The organism is Streptomyces xanthophaeus, assembly GCF_000725805.1.
Lineage (GTDB): Bacteria > Actinomycetota > Actinomycetes > Streptomycetales > Streptomycetaceae > Streptomyces > Streptomyces xanthophaeus.
This window is the reverse complement of record NZ_JOFT01000009.1, coordinates 226,040-240,251: the sequence shown is the minus strand read 5'-3', so window position 1 is coordinate 240,251 and position 14,212 is coordinate 226,040. Positions and strand designations below refer to the sequence as shown.

Annotated in this window: 14 protein-coding genes; 13 read left to right on the top strand and 1 reads right to left on the bottom strand. The window is 72.9% G+C overall.

Annotated elements, in window-relative coordinates; genetic code table 11:
* Nucleotides 1-263 precede the first annotated feature (263 nt).
* The 4 genes from IO30_RS0102305 to IO30_RS41615 are packed head-to-tail and all read left to right on the top strand — an operon-like array spanning nucleotide 264 to nucleotide 3,389.
* The gene (locus IO30_RS0102305) at nucleotides 264-671 is read left to right on the top strand and encodes a hypothetical protein (protein ID WP_157853057.1); all 408 of its coding nucleotides are present in this window, start codon (nucleotides 264-266) and stop codon (nucleotides 669-671) included.
* A gap of 11 nt (nucleotides 672-682) precedes the next feature.
* Nucleotides 683-1,480, top strand: coding sequence for an ATP-binding cassette domain-containing protein (locus IO30_RS0102300; protein ID WP_234321538.1), 798 nt, complete (start codon nucleotides 683-685; stop codon nucleotides 1,478-1,480).
* Nucleotides 1,480-2,778 (top strand): hypothetical protein, encoded by a 1,299-nt coding sequence (locus IO30_RS0102295; RefSeq protein WP_031138688.1) that lies wholly within the window; start codon nucleotides 1,480-1,482, stop codon nucleotides 2,776-2,778. The genes IO30_RS0102300 and IO30_RS0102295 overlap by 1 nt, the downstream gene beginning before the upstream one ends.
* On the top strand, nucleotides 2,775-3,389 hold the full coding sequence (locus IO30_RS41615) for a hypothetical protein (protein ID WP_031152516.1): 615 nt from the start codon (nucleotides 2,775-2,777) through the stop codon (nucleotides 3,387-3,389). Before IO30_RS0102295 ends, IO30_RS41615 begins: the two co-directional genes overlap by 4 nt.
* 16 nt (nucleotides 3,390-3,405) lie before the next feature.
* Here the strand turns inward: IO30_RS41615 and IO30_RS0102285 are convergent, their stop codons facing one another.
* A complete protein-coding gene (locus IO30_RS0102285; protein ID WP_031138684.1) occupies nucleotides 3,406-4,599 on the bottom strand; it encodes a pyridoxal phosphate-dependent aminotransferase in 1,194 nt (397 codons plus the stop codon).
* A 719-nt stretch (nucleotides 4,600-5,318) separates the two neighbouring features.
* Here IO30_RS0102285 and IO30_RS0102275 point away from each other — a divergent pair.
* From IO30_RS0102275 to kynU, 9 genes are all read left to right on the top strand, one after another.
* Nucleotides 5,319-5,867, top strand: a complete 549-nt coding sequence (locus tag IO30_RS0102275; protein ID WP_031138682.1) for a DUF2617 family protein — start codon at nucleotides 5,319-5,321, stop codon at nucleotides 5,865-5,867.
* A gap of 136 nt (nucleotides 5,868-6,003) precedes the next feature.
* Complete coding sequence (locus IO30_RS0102270) at nucleotides 6,004-7,647, top strand: polyamine aminopropyltransferase (protein WP_031138680.1); 1,644 nt, start codon at nucleotides 6,004-6,006, stop codon at nucleotides 7,645-7,647.
* A gap of 57 nt (nucleotides 7,648-7,704) precedes the next feature.
* Nucleotides 7,705-8,607, top strand: coding sequence for an SRPBCC domain-containing protein (locus IO30_RS0102265; RefSeq protein WP_031138678.1), 903 nt, complete (start codon nucleotides 7,705-7,707; stop codon nucleotides 8,605-8,607).
* A gap of 36 nt (nucleotides 8,608-8,643) precedes the next feature.
* On the top strand, nucleotides 8,644-9,432 hold the full coding sequence (locus IO30_RS0102260; RefSeq protein WP_031138676.1) for an aldose epimerase family protein: 789 nt from the start codon (nucleotides 8,644-8,646) through the stop codon (nucleotides 9,430-9,432).
* Between the two features lie 30 nt (nucleotides 9,433-9,462).
* A complete protein-coding gene (pyrE, locus tag IO30_RS0102255) occupies nucleotides 9,463-10,002 on the top strand; it encodes an orotate phosphoribosyltransferase (protein WP_031138674.1) in 540 nt (179 codons plus the stop codon).
* A 271-nt stretch (nucleotides 10,003-10,273) separates the two neighbouring features.
* Nucleotides 10,274-11,296 (top strand): class II fructose-bisphosphate aldolase, encoded by a 1,023-nt coding sequence (fbaA, locus tag IO30_RS0102250; protein WP_031138672.1) that lies wholly within the window; start codon nucleotides 10,274-10,276, stop codon nucleotides 11,294-11,296.
* A gap of 143 nt (nucleotides 11,297-11,439) precedes the next feature.
* On the top strand, nucleotides 11,440-11,853 hold the full coding sequence (locus tag IO30_RS0102245) for a DUF3151 domain-containing protein (RefSeq protein ID WP_031138670.1): 414 nt from the start codon (nucleotides 11,440-11,442) through the stop codon (nucleotides 11,851-11,853).
* Nucleotides 11,854-12,013: 160 nt separating this feature from the next.
* Entirely contained in the window at nucleotides 12,014-12,859 is an 846-nt protein-coding gene (locus IO30_RS0102240; protein ID WP_031138668.1) for a tryptophan 2,3-dioxygenase family protein, read from the top strand.
* The gene (gene kynU, locus IO30_RS0102235) at nucleotides 12,852-14,057 is read left to right on the top strand and encodes a kynureninase (RefSeq protein WP_031138667.1); all 1,206 of its coding nucleotides are present in this window, start codon (nucleotides 12,852-12,854) and stop codon (nucleotides 14,055-14,057) included. The genes IO30_RS0102240 and kynU overlap by 8 nt, the downstream gene beginning before the upstream one ends.
* The last annotated feature ends 155 nt before the right edge of the window (nucleotides 14,058-14,212 follow it).

Genomic DNA, 14,212 nt, shown 5'->3' with positions numbered 1-14,212 from the left:
CACACCCGTCCGGCGACGGGAGCTTCGGGCACGTGCGAGGGCGCCAGCTTCACACCGGCTTCACAGGTCCCGCAAGGACGCGTGTACATCAATTGCGCCAATTGACCTGGGTGCCAAGGCATTTGATGCGGTCAGCGGGGGGTGTAAGGGGCGGTTTTCGGCCGACGGTGCTCCTGTGTGACGACGGTCACCCGGAGGGGATCATTCGACGGTTACGGTCGCTCCCGTTGTCAGTGCAAAGCTCTCAACTCAGGGGGAAGAACATGACGCACACGCGCAAGCGAATAGCCGTGGTGGGCCTGACCGCGGTACTGGCCCTTCCGGTTGGCATCGCGGCCGCCGGGGAGATCACCAACAGCCGGCTCCCGTTCTCGATTGCGACCGCCGGTTCCAAGGAGGACGGCGACCGCTGGAACGGGCCCGGTTCCGGCCACGCCAAGGCCTGTGGCGACGTCCCGGCGTCCCAGACGCAGACCTTCTCCGGTTACGTCTACCAGGACAAGAACCTCATGCCGGACCCGAAGATCGCCTCGGTGTCGAAGAACTACTCCTCCGCCTACGGCTGCGGCTCCTACGGGGGCACGACCACCGGCGGGAAGTACTACACCAAGGCCACCTGGGCCGGGATCCCCGGAAGCCGCGCCTACGGCTTCGTGGCCGCCGAGAACTGATCAAGGAAACTGTGTCCGTCGACAGTGACAGCGCCGCGGCCGGCTCCACGCCGGTCGCGGCCGTCGAGGGCGCCACGGTCCGCTACAAGACCGTGGTCGCCCTCGACGGCGTCAGCGCCGGGTTCGCCTCCGGCACCACCGCCCTCCTCGGTCCGAACGGAGCGGGCAAGACCACCCTGCTCTCCCTGCTGAGCACCGCCCGCACACCGCACGCCGGGACGGTGTCCCTGCTCGGCGAGCGATCGGACGGCCGCGCGCGCACCCGCCGGCTGCGCGAGCGCATCGGCGTCCTGCCGCAGTCCTTCGGCTACTACCCGCGCTTCACGGTCGAGGAGTTCGTCGAGTACGCCGCCTGGCTGCGCAAGGTGCCCGCCGGGGAGCGGCGCGAACGCACCCGCGAGGCCCTGCGGCTGGTGGAGCTGGAGAAGTACGCCGGCCGGCGCATGGGGGAGCTCTCCGGCGGCATGCTGCGCCGGGCCGGGATCGCGCAGGCGGTCGTCAACCGGCCCGCGCTGGTCCTGCTGGACGAGCCGACGGTGGGCCTCGACCCCGCCCAGCGCATCGGCTTCCGCACCCTCATCCGGGAACTGGGAGAGCGGTCCGCGGTGGTCATGAGCACGCATCTGGCCGAGGACGTCGCCCACGTGTGCGACCGCGTCTCGGTCCTGCTGGAAGGCCGCGTGCGGTTCACCGGCACCGCGGCCGAGCTGTGCGCGCAGGCCCCGGGGCACGACGGGGAAACCGTCAGCGGCTCCACCGTGGAGGGCGGCTACCTGGCCGTCGTGGAGCGCAACGGGGTCCGGCTGTGATGCGCGTCCTGCTGCACGAGATGCGCCGGGGCGAGGCGGGCAAGGTGGCCCTGCTGACGGCCGTCGCCGGCGTCTGGTACCTGGCCTCCGAGGACGCCGCGACCAGCGACTGGATCGGCTGGTGGAACCAGGCGAGCATCAAGGTCCAGGTGTTCGGCGTGATCGTGACGGGCTCCCTGATGAGCGCCGCCGCGGCATGGACCGCGGGCCGCGCCCACCGCACCCGTACCCGGACCTGGGCCGACACCGCCCCCCGCGGCGGCTGGTCGCAGGCCCTGCTGCTGTGGGCCGCGGCCTGGCTGTGGGCCCTGGCCGGGTACGCGCTGATGACCGCCGTCGCGTTCTGGCGCACCGCGGGCGTCAGCGAGGTCACCGAGCCGGTGTGGACCCCGCTGCTGCTGGGCGCAGTGATGATCGCCTTCCAGATCGCCGCGGGCGTGGCCGCCGGCACCCTGTTGCCGTCCCGGATCACCGCCCCCGCGATGGGCGTGCTCTGGTACCTGGCGTTCGTGGTGTTCGCCTTCGTGCCGGAGAGCCCGGTGGGCAACCTCTTCCCCGCCATCGACGAACACTGGGACGCCACCTTCCGCCCCCACACCACGCGCCTGCTCGTCGCCACCGCCTGGTGCGGCGCCGCGGCGCTCGCCCTGCTGGCCCTGCCCGCGCTGGTCCGCCGCCCGGTGGTCGCGCCGCGGCTGTTCGCGGTCCTGCCCGTGGCCTTGGCCGCGGCCGTGGCCGGGGGCGTGCTGCTGACCTACCGGGCCCCGGCGCCCGACCCGTTCTGGGCGCTGCGGACCCCGCAGCCCGCGGAGCCCGCCTGTGTCACGGAGGGGCGTACGAAGGCCTGCCTGTGGCCGTCCGACCGGCACCTGATGCCCCAGGTCGAGGCGGCCACCCGGAAGGTGGACCAGGCCCTGGGCCCGCTCACCGGCCTCAACCGCAGCTTCTACCAGACCGGGCTGCGCCCCAGCGGCCCGTACAGCACGGAGCTGCCCGTCTACCGGCCCGTCGTCGACACCGCCACCCTGACCTCGGCGATGCTCGACGCCGCGCTCCCGCAGCCCGCGCCCGGCTGCGAGCCGTTCCCGCTCGCGGAGCTCGGCGGGCTGCCGGACACCTTCCTCTTCCAGGCCGTGATCCACAGCCGGGCCCAGGCCGGCGTCCCGTACTACGGGGAGGAGTTCGCGGCCACGCTGGAGGGCGTCCTGAAGGCCCCGCAGGCGGACCGCGACGCGTGGATCAGCGCGGCCGCGGGCGAGATCGGCGCCTGCCGCCCCGTCCCCCCGCTGCCCCGGTGAACCCCGTCCTCGCCTACGCGCGCAGCCGCAACCTGCCCCGTGCGGCGCTGGCGGCGCTGGCCGTGGCCGTGGCCACCGTGGTGTTCACCGGGACCCGGGTCGACTTCCCGGACTTCCGGTACCTGGTCGACTTCAGCATCCCGGTGGCGGCGGTCGCGCCCGTCGCCTACGCGGTGGTCCTCGGCACCACCTTCCACTCGCCCATGGCGGACCTCGAACACACCGCCGCCCAGCCCGTGCAGGGCTTCCGCCGGCTGCACCTGGTCGCGCTGACCCTGCTGGCCGTGGTGCTCGCGGCCCTGCCGATGCTGTCGGGCCTGCCCGCGGAGGTGTTCGCGGCCTCGGCGCGCAACGCCGCGGGCTACCTGGGCCTGGCCGTGATCAGCGCCCGCCTCTTCGGCAGCGGCCTGGCCTGGCTGCTGCCGCTGGGCACCTTCGGGCCGACCCTCCTGCTGGGCGTGGGCCCGACCGGCGAACCGGAACTCTGGGCCTGGTCCATCCGGGCCCCGGGCGACGTCCCGGCCCTGGCCGTCACGGCCGCCCTGTGGCTGACGGCCCTGCTCCTCCCGGGCCCGCCACCCCGCCAGGACGACCGTGCGGAGGTCTCCTGACCCCGCCGGAGCCGCCTCAGCGCAGCCGCCGCAGCCTCGCCACGGCCTCTTGGAGGACTTCGGTGCGCTTGCAGAAGGCCCAGCGGACCTGGGTGGCGCCGGCGGACTTGTCGTCGTAGAAGACCTGGTTCGGGATGGCGACCACGCCGCAGCGCTCGGGCAGGGCGCGGCAGAAGGCGAGGCCGTCCTTCTCGCCGAGCGGGGTGATGTCGGTGGTGACGAAGTACGTGCCCTGGGGGCGGTAGACCTCGAAGCCGGCCGCGGCGAGGCCGTCGGAGAGCAGGTCGCGCTTGGCGGCGAGGTCGGTGCGCAGGTTCTCGTAGTACGCGTCGGGCAGGGCCAGGGCCTCGGCGATCGCGTACTGGAAGGGGCCGGAGGAGACGTAGGTGAGGAACTGCTTGGCCGAGCGGACCGCCGTGACCAGCTCCGGGGGCGCCGTCACCCAGCCGACCTTCCAGCCCGTGAAGGAGTAGGTCTTGCCGGCAGAGGAGATGGTGACCGTGCGCTCGCGCATGCCGGGCAGGCCCGCGAGGGGGACGTGGGCGCCCTCGAAGACCAGGTGCTCGTAGACCTCGTCCGTGACGACCAGCAGGTCGCGTTCCACCGCCAGCTCGGCGACGGCCGCCAGCTCGGCCGGGGTGAGGACCGTGCCGGTCGGGTTGTGCGGGGTGTTCAGGAGCAGCAGGCGGGTGCGCGGCGTGACCGCGGCGCGCAGTTCGTCCAGGTCCAGTGTGAAGGCCCCGGCGTGCGGGCGCAGGGTGACGGGGACCCGTACGGCGCCGGCCATGGCGATGCAGGCCGCGTACGAGTCGTAGAACGGCTCCAGGGCGATGACCTCGTCACCCGGTTCCAGCAGGGCCAGGAGGGAGGCCGCGATGGCCTCGGTGGCACCCGCCGTGACCAGGACCTCCGTGTCGGGGTCGTAGGACAGGCCGTAGAAGCGCTGCTGGTGCGCGGCGATCGCGGTGCGCAGCTCGGGGATGCCGGGGCCGGGCGGGTACTGGTTGCCCAGGCCCGTGAGGACCGCGCGGGAGGCCGCCTCGGCGATCTCGGCCGGGCCGTCGGTGTCGGGGAAGCCCTGGCCGAGGTTGATGGACCCGGTGCGGGCGGCCAGCGTGGACATCTCCGCGAAGATCGTGGTGCCGAAGGCCGCCAGCCGGCGGTTCAGGAAGGGGCGGTTGCTGCTCACGGGTGCGGTCATGGGCGCCATCCTGCGGGGAACCTCTGGACTTGCTCAAGTGTGCTTTGGGCCGCGTGGCCTGCGGGCATCCCCCTGTCACGCGGGACGCGGGGATCCCGCTCCCCCGGGAAGACCGGGGCGTGAGAGAGGGGGCGGACGTGGTGTTCGTCTTCATTGTGATCGGGCTTTTGATCTTCGCTTTCGTCGTGACCCTGGCGGTCCGGTCCGTGAGCCGGGGCGTGGTGGTCGGGCACAAGTACGGCTCCGGCAGCAAGTCCGGCTCCAGCTCCGGTTCCGGCTCCAGCAGCTGGTGGGCGGGCGGTGCCTCGTCCGGGTCCTCGGGTTCTTCGAGCTCCTGTTCGAGCGGATCGTCCTCCTGTGGATCGTCCTCGTCCTGTGGCGGCGGGGGCTGCGGTTCCAGCTGACACGGGGCAGCGGGAACCGCCTGCGAAAAGGGGGGCGCCCGGCGGTGTAACTTCCGTCGGGCGTCTTCTCGTTCGCCATGCACCACGACGCGCGGTACGCAACTCGTTGAACACGTGAACTGGGTAGCCCCCGGGGGGATGTAAACCCCTTCAAGTTGGGTAAAAGCGCTGTGAGTGCCGTGCCTTTCATGATTCCCTCGGTTGAGTAGACCAGTCCTCGGACCTCCCTGGACTTCCTGTGGACCCGTGCCGGTGTCCCCCCACCCGTTGACTACCGCTGGCGGGCCCCGGCCCATCTCCCTCGCGCGTTTGCGGAGCCGACTCATGCTCACGACCCTCCAGACCACCTATACCGACACGCGTGCCGCCGACCTCGCCTGGGCTCTGGGGCGGGACCGGCTGCCCGCCCTGGCCGTACTGAACCTCGAACTGGACGGGGCGAAAGTGGAGTTGCGCCTGCTCGGGGCCTCCCACCAGGTACTTCTGGAGGAGGACGAGGTGCTCTGCTCGGAGACGGTCGCCTGCATGCCCGGCAGCAGCACGCCGCTGCCCCTGGGTGTGGCCAAGCGGGTGGGGGACTGGGAGTACGAGTTCGCCGCGCGGGTCGAGACCCTCTCCCAGGGCTCCTTCGCCGGACGGGCCCAGGAGCTGCTCGCGCTGGTGGCCGACCACCCGAACGGGCTAGCGGGCACCTTCCCGGGCAGCCCGCACGCCTTCACCGCCATGCTGGCCCAGCGCTACGAGGGCCAGGTGCGCTGGCGGACCTGGCACGCGTATCCGCAAGAAGGCCAGCTCGTGGCCACCAGGACGCGGGTCGGGGTACGGATGGGCGCCACCGCCGCGGCGTCCGTGGAGTCGCCCGCACTGCTGTAGCGGCGGCCGGCCGGGCCCGGGGGCGGCCCCGGGTGCGGACGTTGCGTACCGGTTACGCCAACTGGCTGGAACAGTGCGCCACTTGCACCCATGTGGGTGACCGGGTGGAAGTGGGCGGTGACGTACGGTTCGCTTCATGATCGACCGTTCCGTCCCGCGCCGGGTGCTTCCGGCTCCGGAGCCGAGGGGCGCCACGGCCGTCCCGGCCGCCCTCCCCGTACGGCCCCGGACCGGCCGACTCCTCGTCCTGGCCACCGTCTTCGTGTGCGCCGCCTGCGGGCTGGTGTACGAACTGGAGCTGCTTGCCCTGGGCTCCTACCTCATCGGCGATTCCGTCACCCAGGCGTCGGTCGTCCTGTCCGTCATGGTCTTCGCCATGGGCGTCGGCTCCCTGCTCGCCAAACGCCTGCGACGGCGTCCCGCCTTCGGCTTCGGCATGATCGAGGCCGGGCTCGCCCTGCTCGGCGGACTGTCCGCGACCGCGCTGTACGCGAGCTTCGCCTGGCTGGGGGAGTCCCGGCCCGCGCTCGTCGCCTTCTCCTTCGCCATCGGGGTGCTCATCGGGGCGGAGATCCCCCTGCTGATGGTCCTCATCCAGCGCATCCGCAGACAGGACGCGGGCGGGGCCGTCGCCGACCTGTTCGCCGCCGACTACGTGGGCGCCCTGGTCGGCGGCCTCGCCTTTCCGTTCCTGCTGCTGCCGGTGCTCGGGCAGCTCACCGGAGCTATGTTCACCGGCACCGTCAACGCGGCCGTCGGCGGCGGACTGGTGCTGTGGCTGTTCCGCCGCGACCTGAGCCCGCGCTGCCGCTGGACGCTGATCGCCGCGAACGTGACCGTGCTGGCGGTGCTGGCCTCCGCGACCGTCCTCGCCGACGACTTCGAGCGGCTCGCCCGGCGGGCCGTGTACGGCGGCGAGGTGCGGGTCGCCGTGCAGACCGGGGTGCAGGAACTGGTGATCACCGGTCCCGGCACCGGCTCCCCGCGCTCCCTGGACCTGTACCTCGACGGGCGGCTGCGCGTCAGCGGGTACGACGAGTACCGCTACCACGAGGCCCTGGTCCACCCGGCGATGACCGGCCCGCACGCCCGCGTCCTGGTCCTCGGCGGCGGGGACGGGCTCGCCGCCCGCGAGGTGCTGCGCTACCGGGACGTCGCCTCCGTCACCGTCGTCGAGCTCGACCCCGGCGTGGTCCGCCTTGCGCGCACCGACCCGATGCTCTCCGCGCTCAACGCCGGGGCCTACGGGGACCCGCGCCTGGTGGTCGTCACCCAGGACGCCTTCCGCTGGCTGCGCGGACCGGGCGCACGGGACCGGTTCGACGTGATCGTCTCCGACCTCCCCGACCCGGGCATCACCCCGAGCACCAAGCTGTACTCGCAGGAGTTCTACGGGCTCGCCGCGCGGGCCCTGCGCCCCGGCGGCCGCCTCGCGGTGCACGCCGGGCCCCTGGCCACGCGCCCGCGCACGTACTGGACGGTGGAGTCCACGCTCCGGGCCGCGGGCCTGCGGACCGCCCCGTACAGCGCGGGCGGCCGGCTCTCCGGCTTCGCCGCCGGCCCCGACCGCACCCCGCTCGGAGGGGCCTCCGCACCGCCCCAGGACTGGGGCCTGGTGCTGGCCGCCCGCGACCAGGTCCCCCAGCTGCGCGTGGACGACGGCGCCCCCGGGCCGAGGTCGGTGTCGACCCGCTCCCTGGAGGACGCCGCACGGGACACCGAACGGACCCGCGTGCCCGGGCTCCCGCCGTCGACCCTGCCGCACCCGAGGTATTCGTGACCTGGTGTCGGCGCCGGACCGGGGACGGAAAGGGGACTCCTCGGTAGGCTCGACCACATGGAGCATCAGGTGTTCGTTCCGGTACCGGCCAACGACCTCCGCGCCGTGCTGCGCGACCCCGCCTCGGTGGCCCGGTGCGTACCGGGGCTCCAGCAGGACGCCGACAGCGGGTCCGGGCCGCTCGCGGGCCGGCTGAAGGTCCGCGTCGGCGGCCACACCGTGACCTACCGGGGCGCGCTGTCGCTGGCCGAACGGGACCCCGGCCACTTCGTCGTCGAGGGCGGGGGCACGGAGGTCCGGGGCACGGGAGCGGTGAAGCTGTCCCTCGCCGTGCGACTGACCGAGGTGACCGGAGGCACCCGGCTGGATCTCACCGCCGAGGGAACCGCCGACGGACGCGCCGCGGCCTTCACCCCGCAGGCCACCGGCACCGCCGTGCGCAGGCTGCTGGAGCGGGCCGCCGAACAGCTGGCCGCGGTGGCGGCCGCCGGGACACCCGGGGCCGACGGGACCGCCGCAGCCGCCGCGGAGGACGCGGACGGGCAGGGAGGGGCCGGGCCCGAGGAGGACGACCCCGTGGCCGAGGCGGAAGCCGAAGAGGCCGAAGCCGCGGGCACCGGGACGGACGGGACACAGGACGAGGTCACCGAGGTCACCGCGACCGTGTTCGAGACCGATGTGCCGCCGCCCTCCCTGGACCCCTTCCTGGACGCCGAGTTGACCGACCTGGGCGGATCCGGAGCGGTGCGGCCCCCGGCCGAGGCCGCCCACGCCCGCCGCACCATGATCGGCCGCAGCGCCGAGGAGGTGGACCACGCTCCTCCGCGCGGCCGGTACGCCCCGGTGCCGGCGCCCGCCGCGGCCACCGCCGGGGAGAGCCTGCGCTGGATCGCCCCGGCCGCCGCGCTCGCCCTCGCTTCGGCAGTGGTCCTCGGCCGCGCCCTGCGCCGCCGCCGCTGACGCACGAACTCCCGTACACCGCCTAGGGTCGACCGCATGAGTACGCAACTGATCGCCGGCGGCGCCGAGGTGACCGTCGACCAGGAGAACGGCTGCCGGATCAGCAGTCTGCGGATCGACGGGACCGAACTGCTGCGCCAGGGAGCCCACTACGGGGCCTTCCCGATGGTGCCGTGGTGCGGCCGCACCGCCGACGGCCGGTTCCGCGACGGTGCCACCGTGCACCAGATGCCGCTCAACCACCCGCCGCACGCCCTCCACGGCTTCGCCCGCGACGCGCCCTGGCGGCGGGCCCGCGCCACCGCGACCGATGCGGTCTTCACCTACGACCTCGCCGACCCGTGGCCGTACCCCGGCCGGGTCACCCAGGTCGTCGAGCTCGGCGAGGACGCGCTGACCCTCACCATGGGCGTCGAGACGTACGGGGACTCCTTCCCGGCCCAGGTGGGATGGCACCCCTGGTTCCTGCGCAGCCTCGCCCCCGGCGGCGAGGACGTGAAGGTGGCCTTCGACGCCGCCTGGCAGGAGGAGCGCGGGGAGGACCACATCCCGACCGGCCGCCGCATCGACCCCCTGCCCGGCCCGTGGGACGACTGCTTCGGCATGCCGTACGGCGTGGACGTCACGCTGACCTGGCCCGGGGCCCTGGAGCTGAGGCTCACCAGCCGGGCCGAATGGGTGGTCGTCTACGACGAGGAGCCCGAAGCCGTGTGCGTGGAGCCCCAGTCGGGACCGCCCAACGGACTGAACTCCCTTCCCCGCCTGGTCACCCCGGTGGACCCGCTGGAGGTGTCCACCACCTGGACCTGGCGGCGCCTCGGCTAGGGAGTGTGCGCACCCCCTAAGCTCGGGGCTATGAGTGACGTACGCGATGCGCTTCTGCAGCAGATCAAGGACAAGGCCGTCGTGCACGGCAAGGTGACCCTCTCCTCCGGCCGGGAGGCCGACTACTACATCGACCTCCGCCGGATCACCCTCGACGGCGAGGCGGCCCCGCTGGTCGGCCAGGTCATGCTCGACCTCACCGCCGACCTCGAATTCGACTGCGTCGGCGGCCTGACCCTGGGCGCCGACCCGGTCGCGACCTCGATGCTGCACGCCTCCGCCGCGCGCGGCGAGCGCCTCGACGCCTTCGTCGTCCGCAAGGCCCAGAAGGCGCACGGCATGCAGCGCCGCATCGAGGGCACCGACGTGAAGGGCAAGCGCTGCCTGGTGGTCGAGGACACCTCGACCACCGGCGGGTCCCCGCTGACCGCCGTCGAGGCGGTCCGCGAGGCGGGCGGCGAGGTCGTCGCCGTCGCCACGATCGTGGACCGCGGCGCCGCCGACGCGATCGCCGAGGCGGGCCTGCCCTACCTCACCGGCTACCGCCTCGGGGACCTCGGTCTCTCCTAGGGGATCGGGCAGGAATCCGGACGATCTCCGGGGACTGCGGGCCGGAAGAACTGGTGACTCAGGTCCTCGGAACTCCTCCATCCGGTTCTGACCTGCCCGTTTGCCGGGAGCCGGGATGTTTCACGTGAAACATCCCGGCGGGTTCGGCGCGAAGGGGTGACCGGCGGGGTGGAGTGTCGCGCGGAGTCTGGAAAGATAGGCGCGACGATGACGTCGCCCCCAGGTCAGGGCCCGCAATAGCACACTCCCCGCATATCCAAGGAGCGGACAGATGCCCATCGCAACCCCCGAGGTCTACAACGAGATGCTCGACCGGGCGAAGGCAGGCAAGTTCGCCTACCCGGCCATCAACGTGACCTCCTCCCAGACCCTGCACGCTGCGCTGCGCGGCTTCGCGGAGGCCGAGAGCGACGGCATCATCCAGATCTCCACCGGTGGTGCGGAGTTCCTGGGTGGCCAGTACAACAAGGACATGGTCACCGGCGCCGTCGCCCTGGCCGAGTTCGCGCACATCGTGGCCGCCAAGTACGACATCACGGTCGCCCTGCACACGGACCACTGCCCCAAGGACAAGCTGGACGGCTACGTACGTCCGCTCCTGGAGGTCTCCGCCGAGCGCGTGGCCCGTGGTCTGAACCCGCTCTTCCAGTCGCACATGTGGGACGGCTCCGCCGAGACCCTGGCCGACAACCTGGCCATCGGCCAGGAGCTGCTCGCCAAGGCCGCCGCCGCGAAGATCATCCTTGAGGTCGAGATCACCCCGACCGGCGGCGAGGAGGACGGCGTCAGCCACGAGATCAACGACGAGCTGTACACCACCGTCGACGACGCGATCCGCACCGCCGAGGCCCTCGGCCTGGGCGAGAAGGGCCGCTACCTGCTGGCCGCGTCCTTCGGCAACGTCCACGGCGTCTACAAGCCGGGCAACGTCGTCCTGCGCCCCGAGCTCCTCAAGGACCTCCAGGCCGGTGTCGCCGAGAAGTACGGCAAGGCCTCCCCGTTCGACTTCGTCTTCCACGGCGGCTCCGGCTCCACCGCCGAGGAGATCGCCACCGCGCTGGAGAACGGCGTCGTGAAGATGAACCTCGACACCGACACCCAGTACGCCTTCACCCGCCCGGTCGTGGACCACATGTTCCGCAACTACGACGCGGTGCTGAAGGTCGACGGCGAGGTCGGCACGAAGTCGAAGTACGACCCCCGCACCTGGGGCAAGGCGGCCGAGGCCGGCATGGCCGCGCGCGTCACCGAGGCCTGCGCGAACCTGCGCTCCACCGGTACGAAGCTCAAGTAGGCGTTCCGCGCCCGCACCGCAGGGCCCGGCCCCCGTCCCAGGACGGCGGGCCGGGCCCTGCGGCCTTCCCCGCCCCCGCAGTTGCGGCGCCGCCGACCGTAGGGCGCCGTCCGGCGGGTGCGGTGATACCCCAGACTGGGTCCATGTCCATTCACCAGAACCTGCTCGGGGGCCCCGCCCCCACCCACCTGCCCGACGAGCCGGGCCGCGAGGCCCTCGCCGCGGGTACCCCTGCCGTCGAGGTGGCGGCCGCGCACCCCACCTCGTCCCTCGCCTGGGCGACCCTCGCCGACGAGGCCTTCGCGGCCGGCCGCACGGTCGAGTCGTACGCCTACGCCCGTACCGGCTACCACCGCGGGCTCGACGCGCTGCGCCGCGCCGGCTGGAAGGGCCACGGCCCGGTGCCGTGGGAGCACGAGCCGAACCGCGGTTTCCTGCGCGCTCTGCACGCCCTGGCCCGCGCGGCCGAGGCGATCGGCGAGAAGGAGGAGTTCGAGCGCTGCTCGACCTTCCTGCGCGACTCGTCCGAGACGGCCGCGGACACGCTCAACGCCTGAGCCTCCCGGCGGGGGGTGCACGCAAGACATGTGACCTGCCCCACTCCCCGCTGGAGCCCCGGCGCACCGTCGTCCTATGATGCGGGCAGGGGACCGGGGCTCCACTCACCTCACGGAAGGAGCGGACCGCTACCCGGAAGCACGTGTCGAGGAGACAGCGATGTCGCACGCCCTTGATGCCTCCGGAGCCGGTTCGGACACCCCGAACCTCGACTTCGCCGGCACCACCCCGTACGAGGACTACGTCCAGGCGGACGTCCTCACCCACCTCCAGCAGCTGCGCTCGGACGACCCGGGCGAGATGGTCTTCCTGGTCACGACCCAGGTCATGGAGCTGTGGTTCACCGTCATCGTCCACGAGTGGGAGACCGCGGCCCGCGCACTGCGCGAGGACCGGATCCCGGTGGCGATGGACGCGCTGAAACGATCCCTCCGTGAGCTGGAGGCCCTCAACGCCTCCTGGCGCCCGCTCGCGCAGCTCACCCCCGGACAGTTCAACGCCTACCGCTCCGCCCTCGGCGAGGGGTCGGGCTTCCAGTCCGCGATGTACCGCCGGATGGAGTTCCTCCTCGGCGACAAGTCGGCCTCCATGCTGGTCCCGCACCGCGGCGCCCCGCGCGTCCACGCGGAGCTGGAGAAGGCCCTCCACGAGCCCAGCCTCTACGACGAGGTCCTGCGCCTGCTCGCGCGCCGCGGCCTGCCCGTCCCGGAGGCCGTCCTGGACCGCGACCTGGCGCAGCGCTACGAGCCCTCGGCCGAGGTCGAGGCCGTCTGGACGGCCCTGTACGCCGACCCCGACGCGCAGCCCGACCTCCACCGCCTCGGTGAGGTCCTCACGGACGTCGCCGAGCTCGTCTGGCGCTGGCGCAACGACCACCTGGTGGCCACCCGCCGGGCCATGGGCGCGAAGACCGGCACGGGCGGCTCCGCCGGGGTGACCTGGCTCGAGAAGCGCGCGACGAAGAACGTCTTCCCGGAGCTCTGGACGGCGCGCAGCCATGTCTGAGCCGACCGCGATACCCGCTCTGGCGGCCCGCGCCGCCGCCCTGGACGCCGCCGACGAGCTCGGCAAGCTCCGCGAGCGCTTCACCCTCCCCGACGGGGTCGTCTACCTGGACGGCAACTCCCTCGGGGCGCTGCCGGCCGGCGTCGCGGCGGCCACCGCCGACGTGGTCGCGCGCCAGTGGGGCGAGCTCCTCATCCGTTCCTGGGACGAGAGCCGTTGGTGGACCGCCCCGGAGCGGATCGGCGACCGGATCGCCCCGCTCGTGGGCGCCGCTCCCGGCCAGGTGGTCGTGGGCGACTCCACCAGCGTCAACCTGTTCAAGGCGCTGGTGGGCGCGGCCCGGCTGGCCGGACCGGGCCGGACCCGTCTCCTGGTCGACGCCGCCACCTTCCCGACCGACGGCTACATCGCGCAGTCGGCGGCCCGGATGACCGGCCTGACGGCGGTCCCCGTCGACCCGGCGGACGTCCCCGCCGCCCTCGGCCCGGACACGGCCGTGGTGCTCCTGAACCAGGTCGACTACCGCACCGGCCGCCTGCACGACCTGCCGGGCCTGACCGCCGCCGCCCGTGCGGCGGGGGCCGTGGTCGTCTGGGACCTGTGCCACTCGGCCGGGGCCCTGCCCGTCGGACTCGACGCGCACGCCGTCGACCTCGCGGTCGGCTGCACGTACAAGTACCTGAACGGCGGCCCCGGCTCGCCCGCGTACCTGTACATCGCCGAGCGTCACCAGGCGGCCTTCGACTCCCCCCTCCCCGGGTGGAACGGGCACGCCGACCCCTTCGCCATGACCCCGGACTACCGTCCGGCCGAGGGCGCGGCACGGGGCCGGGTCGGTACCCCGGACATCCTGTCCATGCTGGCCCTGGAGGCGGCGCTGGACGCCTGGGACGGGGTCCGGATCGAGGACGTACGGGCGAAGTCGCTCGCCCTGACCGACTTCTTCCTCGAATGCGTGGCGGCGTACGTCCCGCAGGGGCTCGTCGAGTCGGTCACCCCGGCCGGACACGACCAGCGCGGCAGCCAGGTCTCGCTGCGCACGGAGAACGCCCGTGAGGTCATGGGGGAGCTCATCTCCCGCGGTGTCATCGGGGACTTCCGGGCCCCCGACGTCCTGCGCTTCGGGTTCACCCCGCTGTACGTCGGATTCGCCGACGCGGAGCGTGCCGCACGGACACTGGGTCACATTTTCGGGTGACGCAGTAGCGAAACGTCACATCACCGGGCGGGCGGGGCTGTAGCTCCGCCCGCCGCGGCATATCCGGGACCCCGCACGGAACGCCCCGTTCCAGACTGATACGGTCCCGCTCTGCCGGAACACCGGAACATCTGTCCCCGCTGTCCCACGCGTTA

Excerpts from the sequence above, each read along its gene's own strand:
- IO30_RS0102265 (WP_031138678.1), top strand. The coding sequence starts at position 7,705 with ATGGAGCATCAGGTGTTCGTTCCGGTACCGGCCAACGACCTCCGCGCC.
- IO30_RS0102305 (WP_157853057.1), top strand. The coding sequence starts at position 264 with ATGACGCACACGCGCAAGCGAATAGCCGTGGTGGGCCTGACCGCGGTA.
- IO30_RS0102245 (WP_031138670.1), top strand. The coding sequence starts at position 11,440 with ATGTCCATTCACCAGAACCTGCTCGGGGGCCCCGCCCCCACCCACCTG.
- IO30_RS0102285 (WP_031138684.1), bottom strand. The coding sequence starts at position 4,599 with ATGGCGCCCATGACCGCACCCGTGAGCAGCAACCGCCCCTTCCTGAAC.
- pyrE (WP_031138674.1), top strand. The coding sequence starts at position 9,463 with ATGAGTGACGTACGCGATGCGCTTCTGCAGCAGATCAAGGACAAGGCC.
- IO30_RS0102240 (WP_031138668.1), top strand. The coding sequence starts at position 12,014 with ATGTCGCACGCCCTTGATGCCTCCGGAGCCGGTTCGGACACCCCGAAC.
- IO30_RS0102275 (WP_031138682.1), top strand. The coding sequence starts at position 5,319 with ATGCTCACGACCCTCCAGACCACCTATACCGACACGCGTGCCGCCGAC.
- IO30_RS0102295 (WP_031138688.1), top strand. The coding sequence starts at position 1,480 with ATGCGCGTCCTGCTGCACGAGATGCGCCGGGGCGAGGCGGGCAAGGTG.
- IO30_RS0102270 (WP_031138680.1), top strand. The coding sequence starts at position 6,004 with ATGATCGACCGTTCCGTCCCGCGCCGGGTGCTTCCGGCTCCGGAGCCG.
- fbaA (WP_031138672.1), top strand. The coding sequence starts at position 10,274 with ATGCCCATCGCAACCCCCGAGGTCTACAACGAGATGCTCGACCGGGCG.
- kynU (WP_031138667.1), top strand. The coding sequence starts at position 12,852 with ATGTCTGAGCCGACCGCGATACCCGCTCTGGCGGCCCGCGCCGCCGCC.
- IO30_RS0102260 (WP_031138676.1), top strand. The coding sequence starts at position 8,644 with ATGAGTACGCAACTGATCGCCGGCGGCGCCGAGGTGACCGTCGACCAG.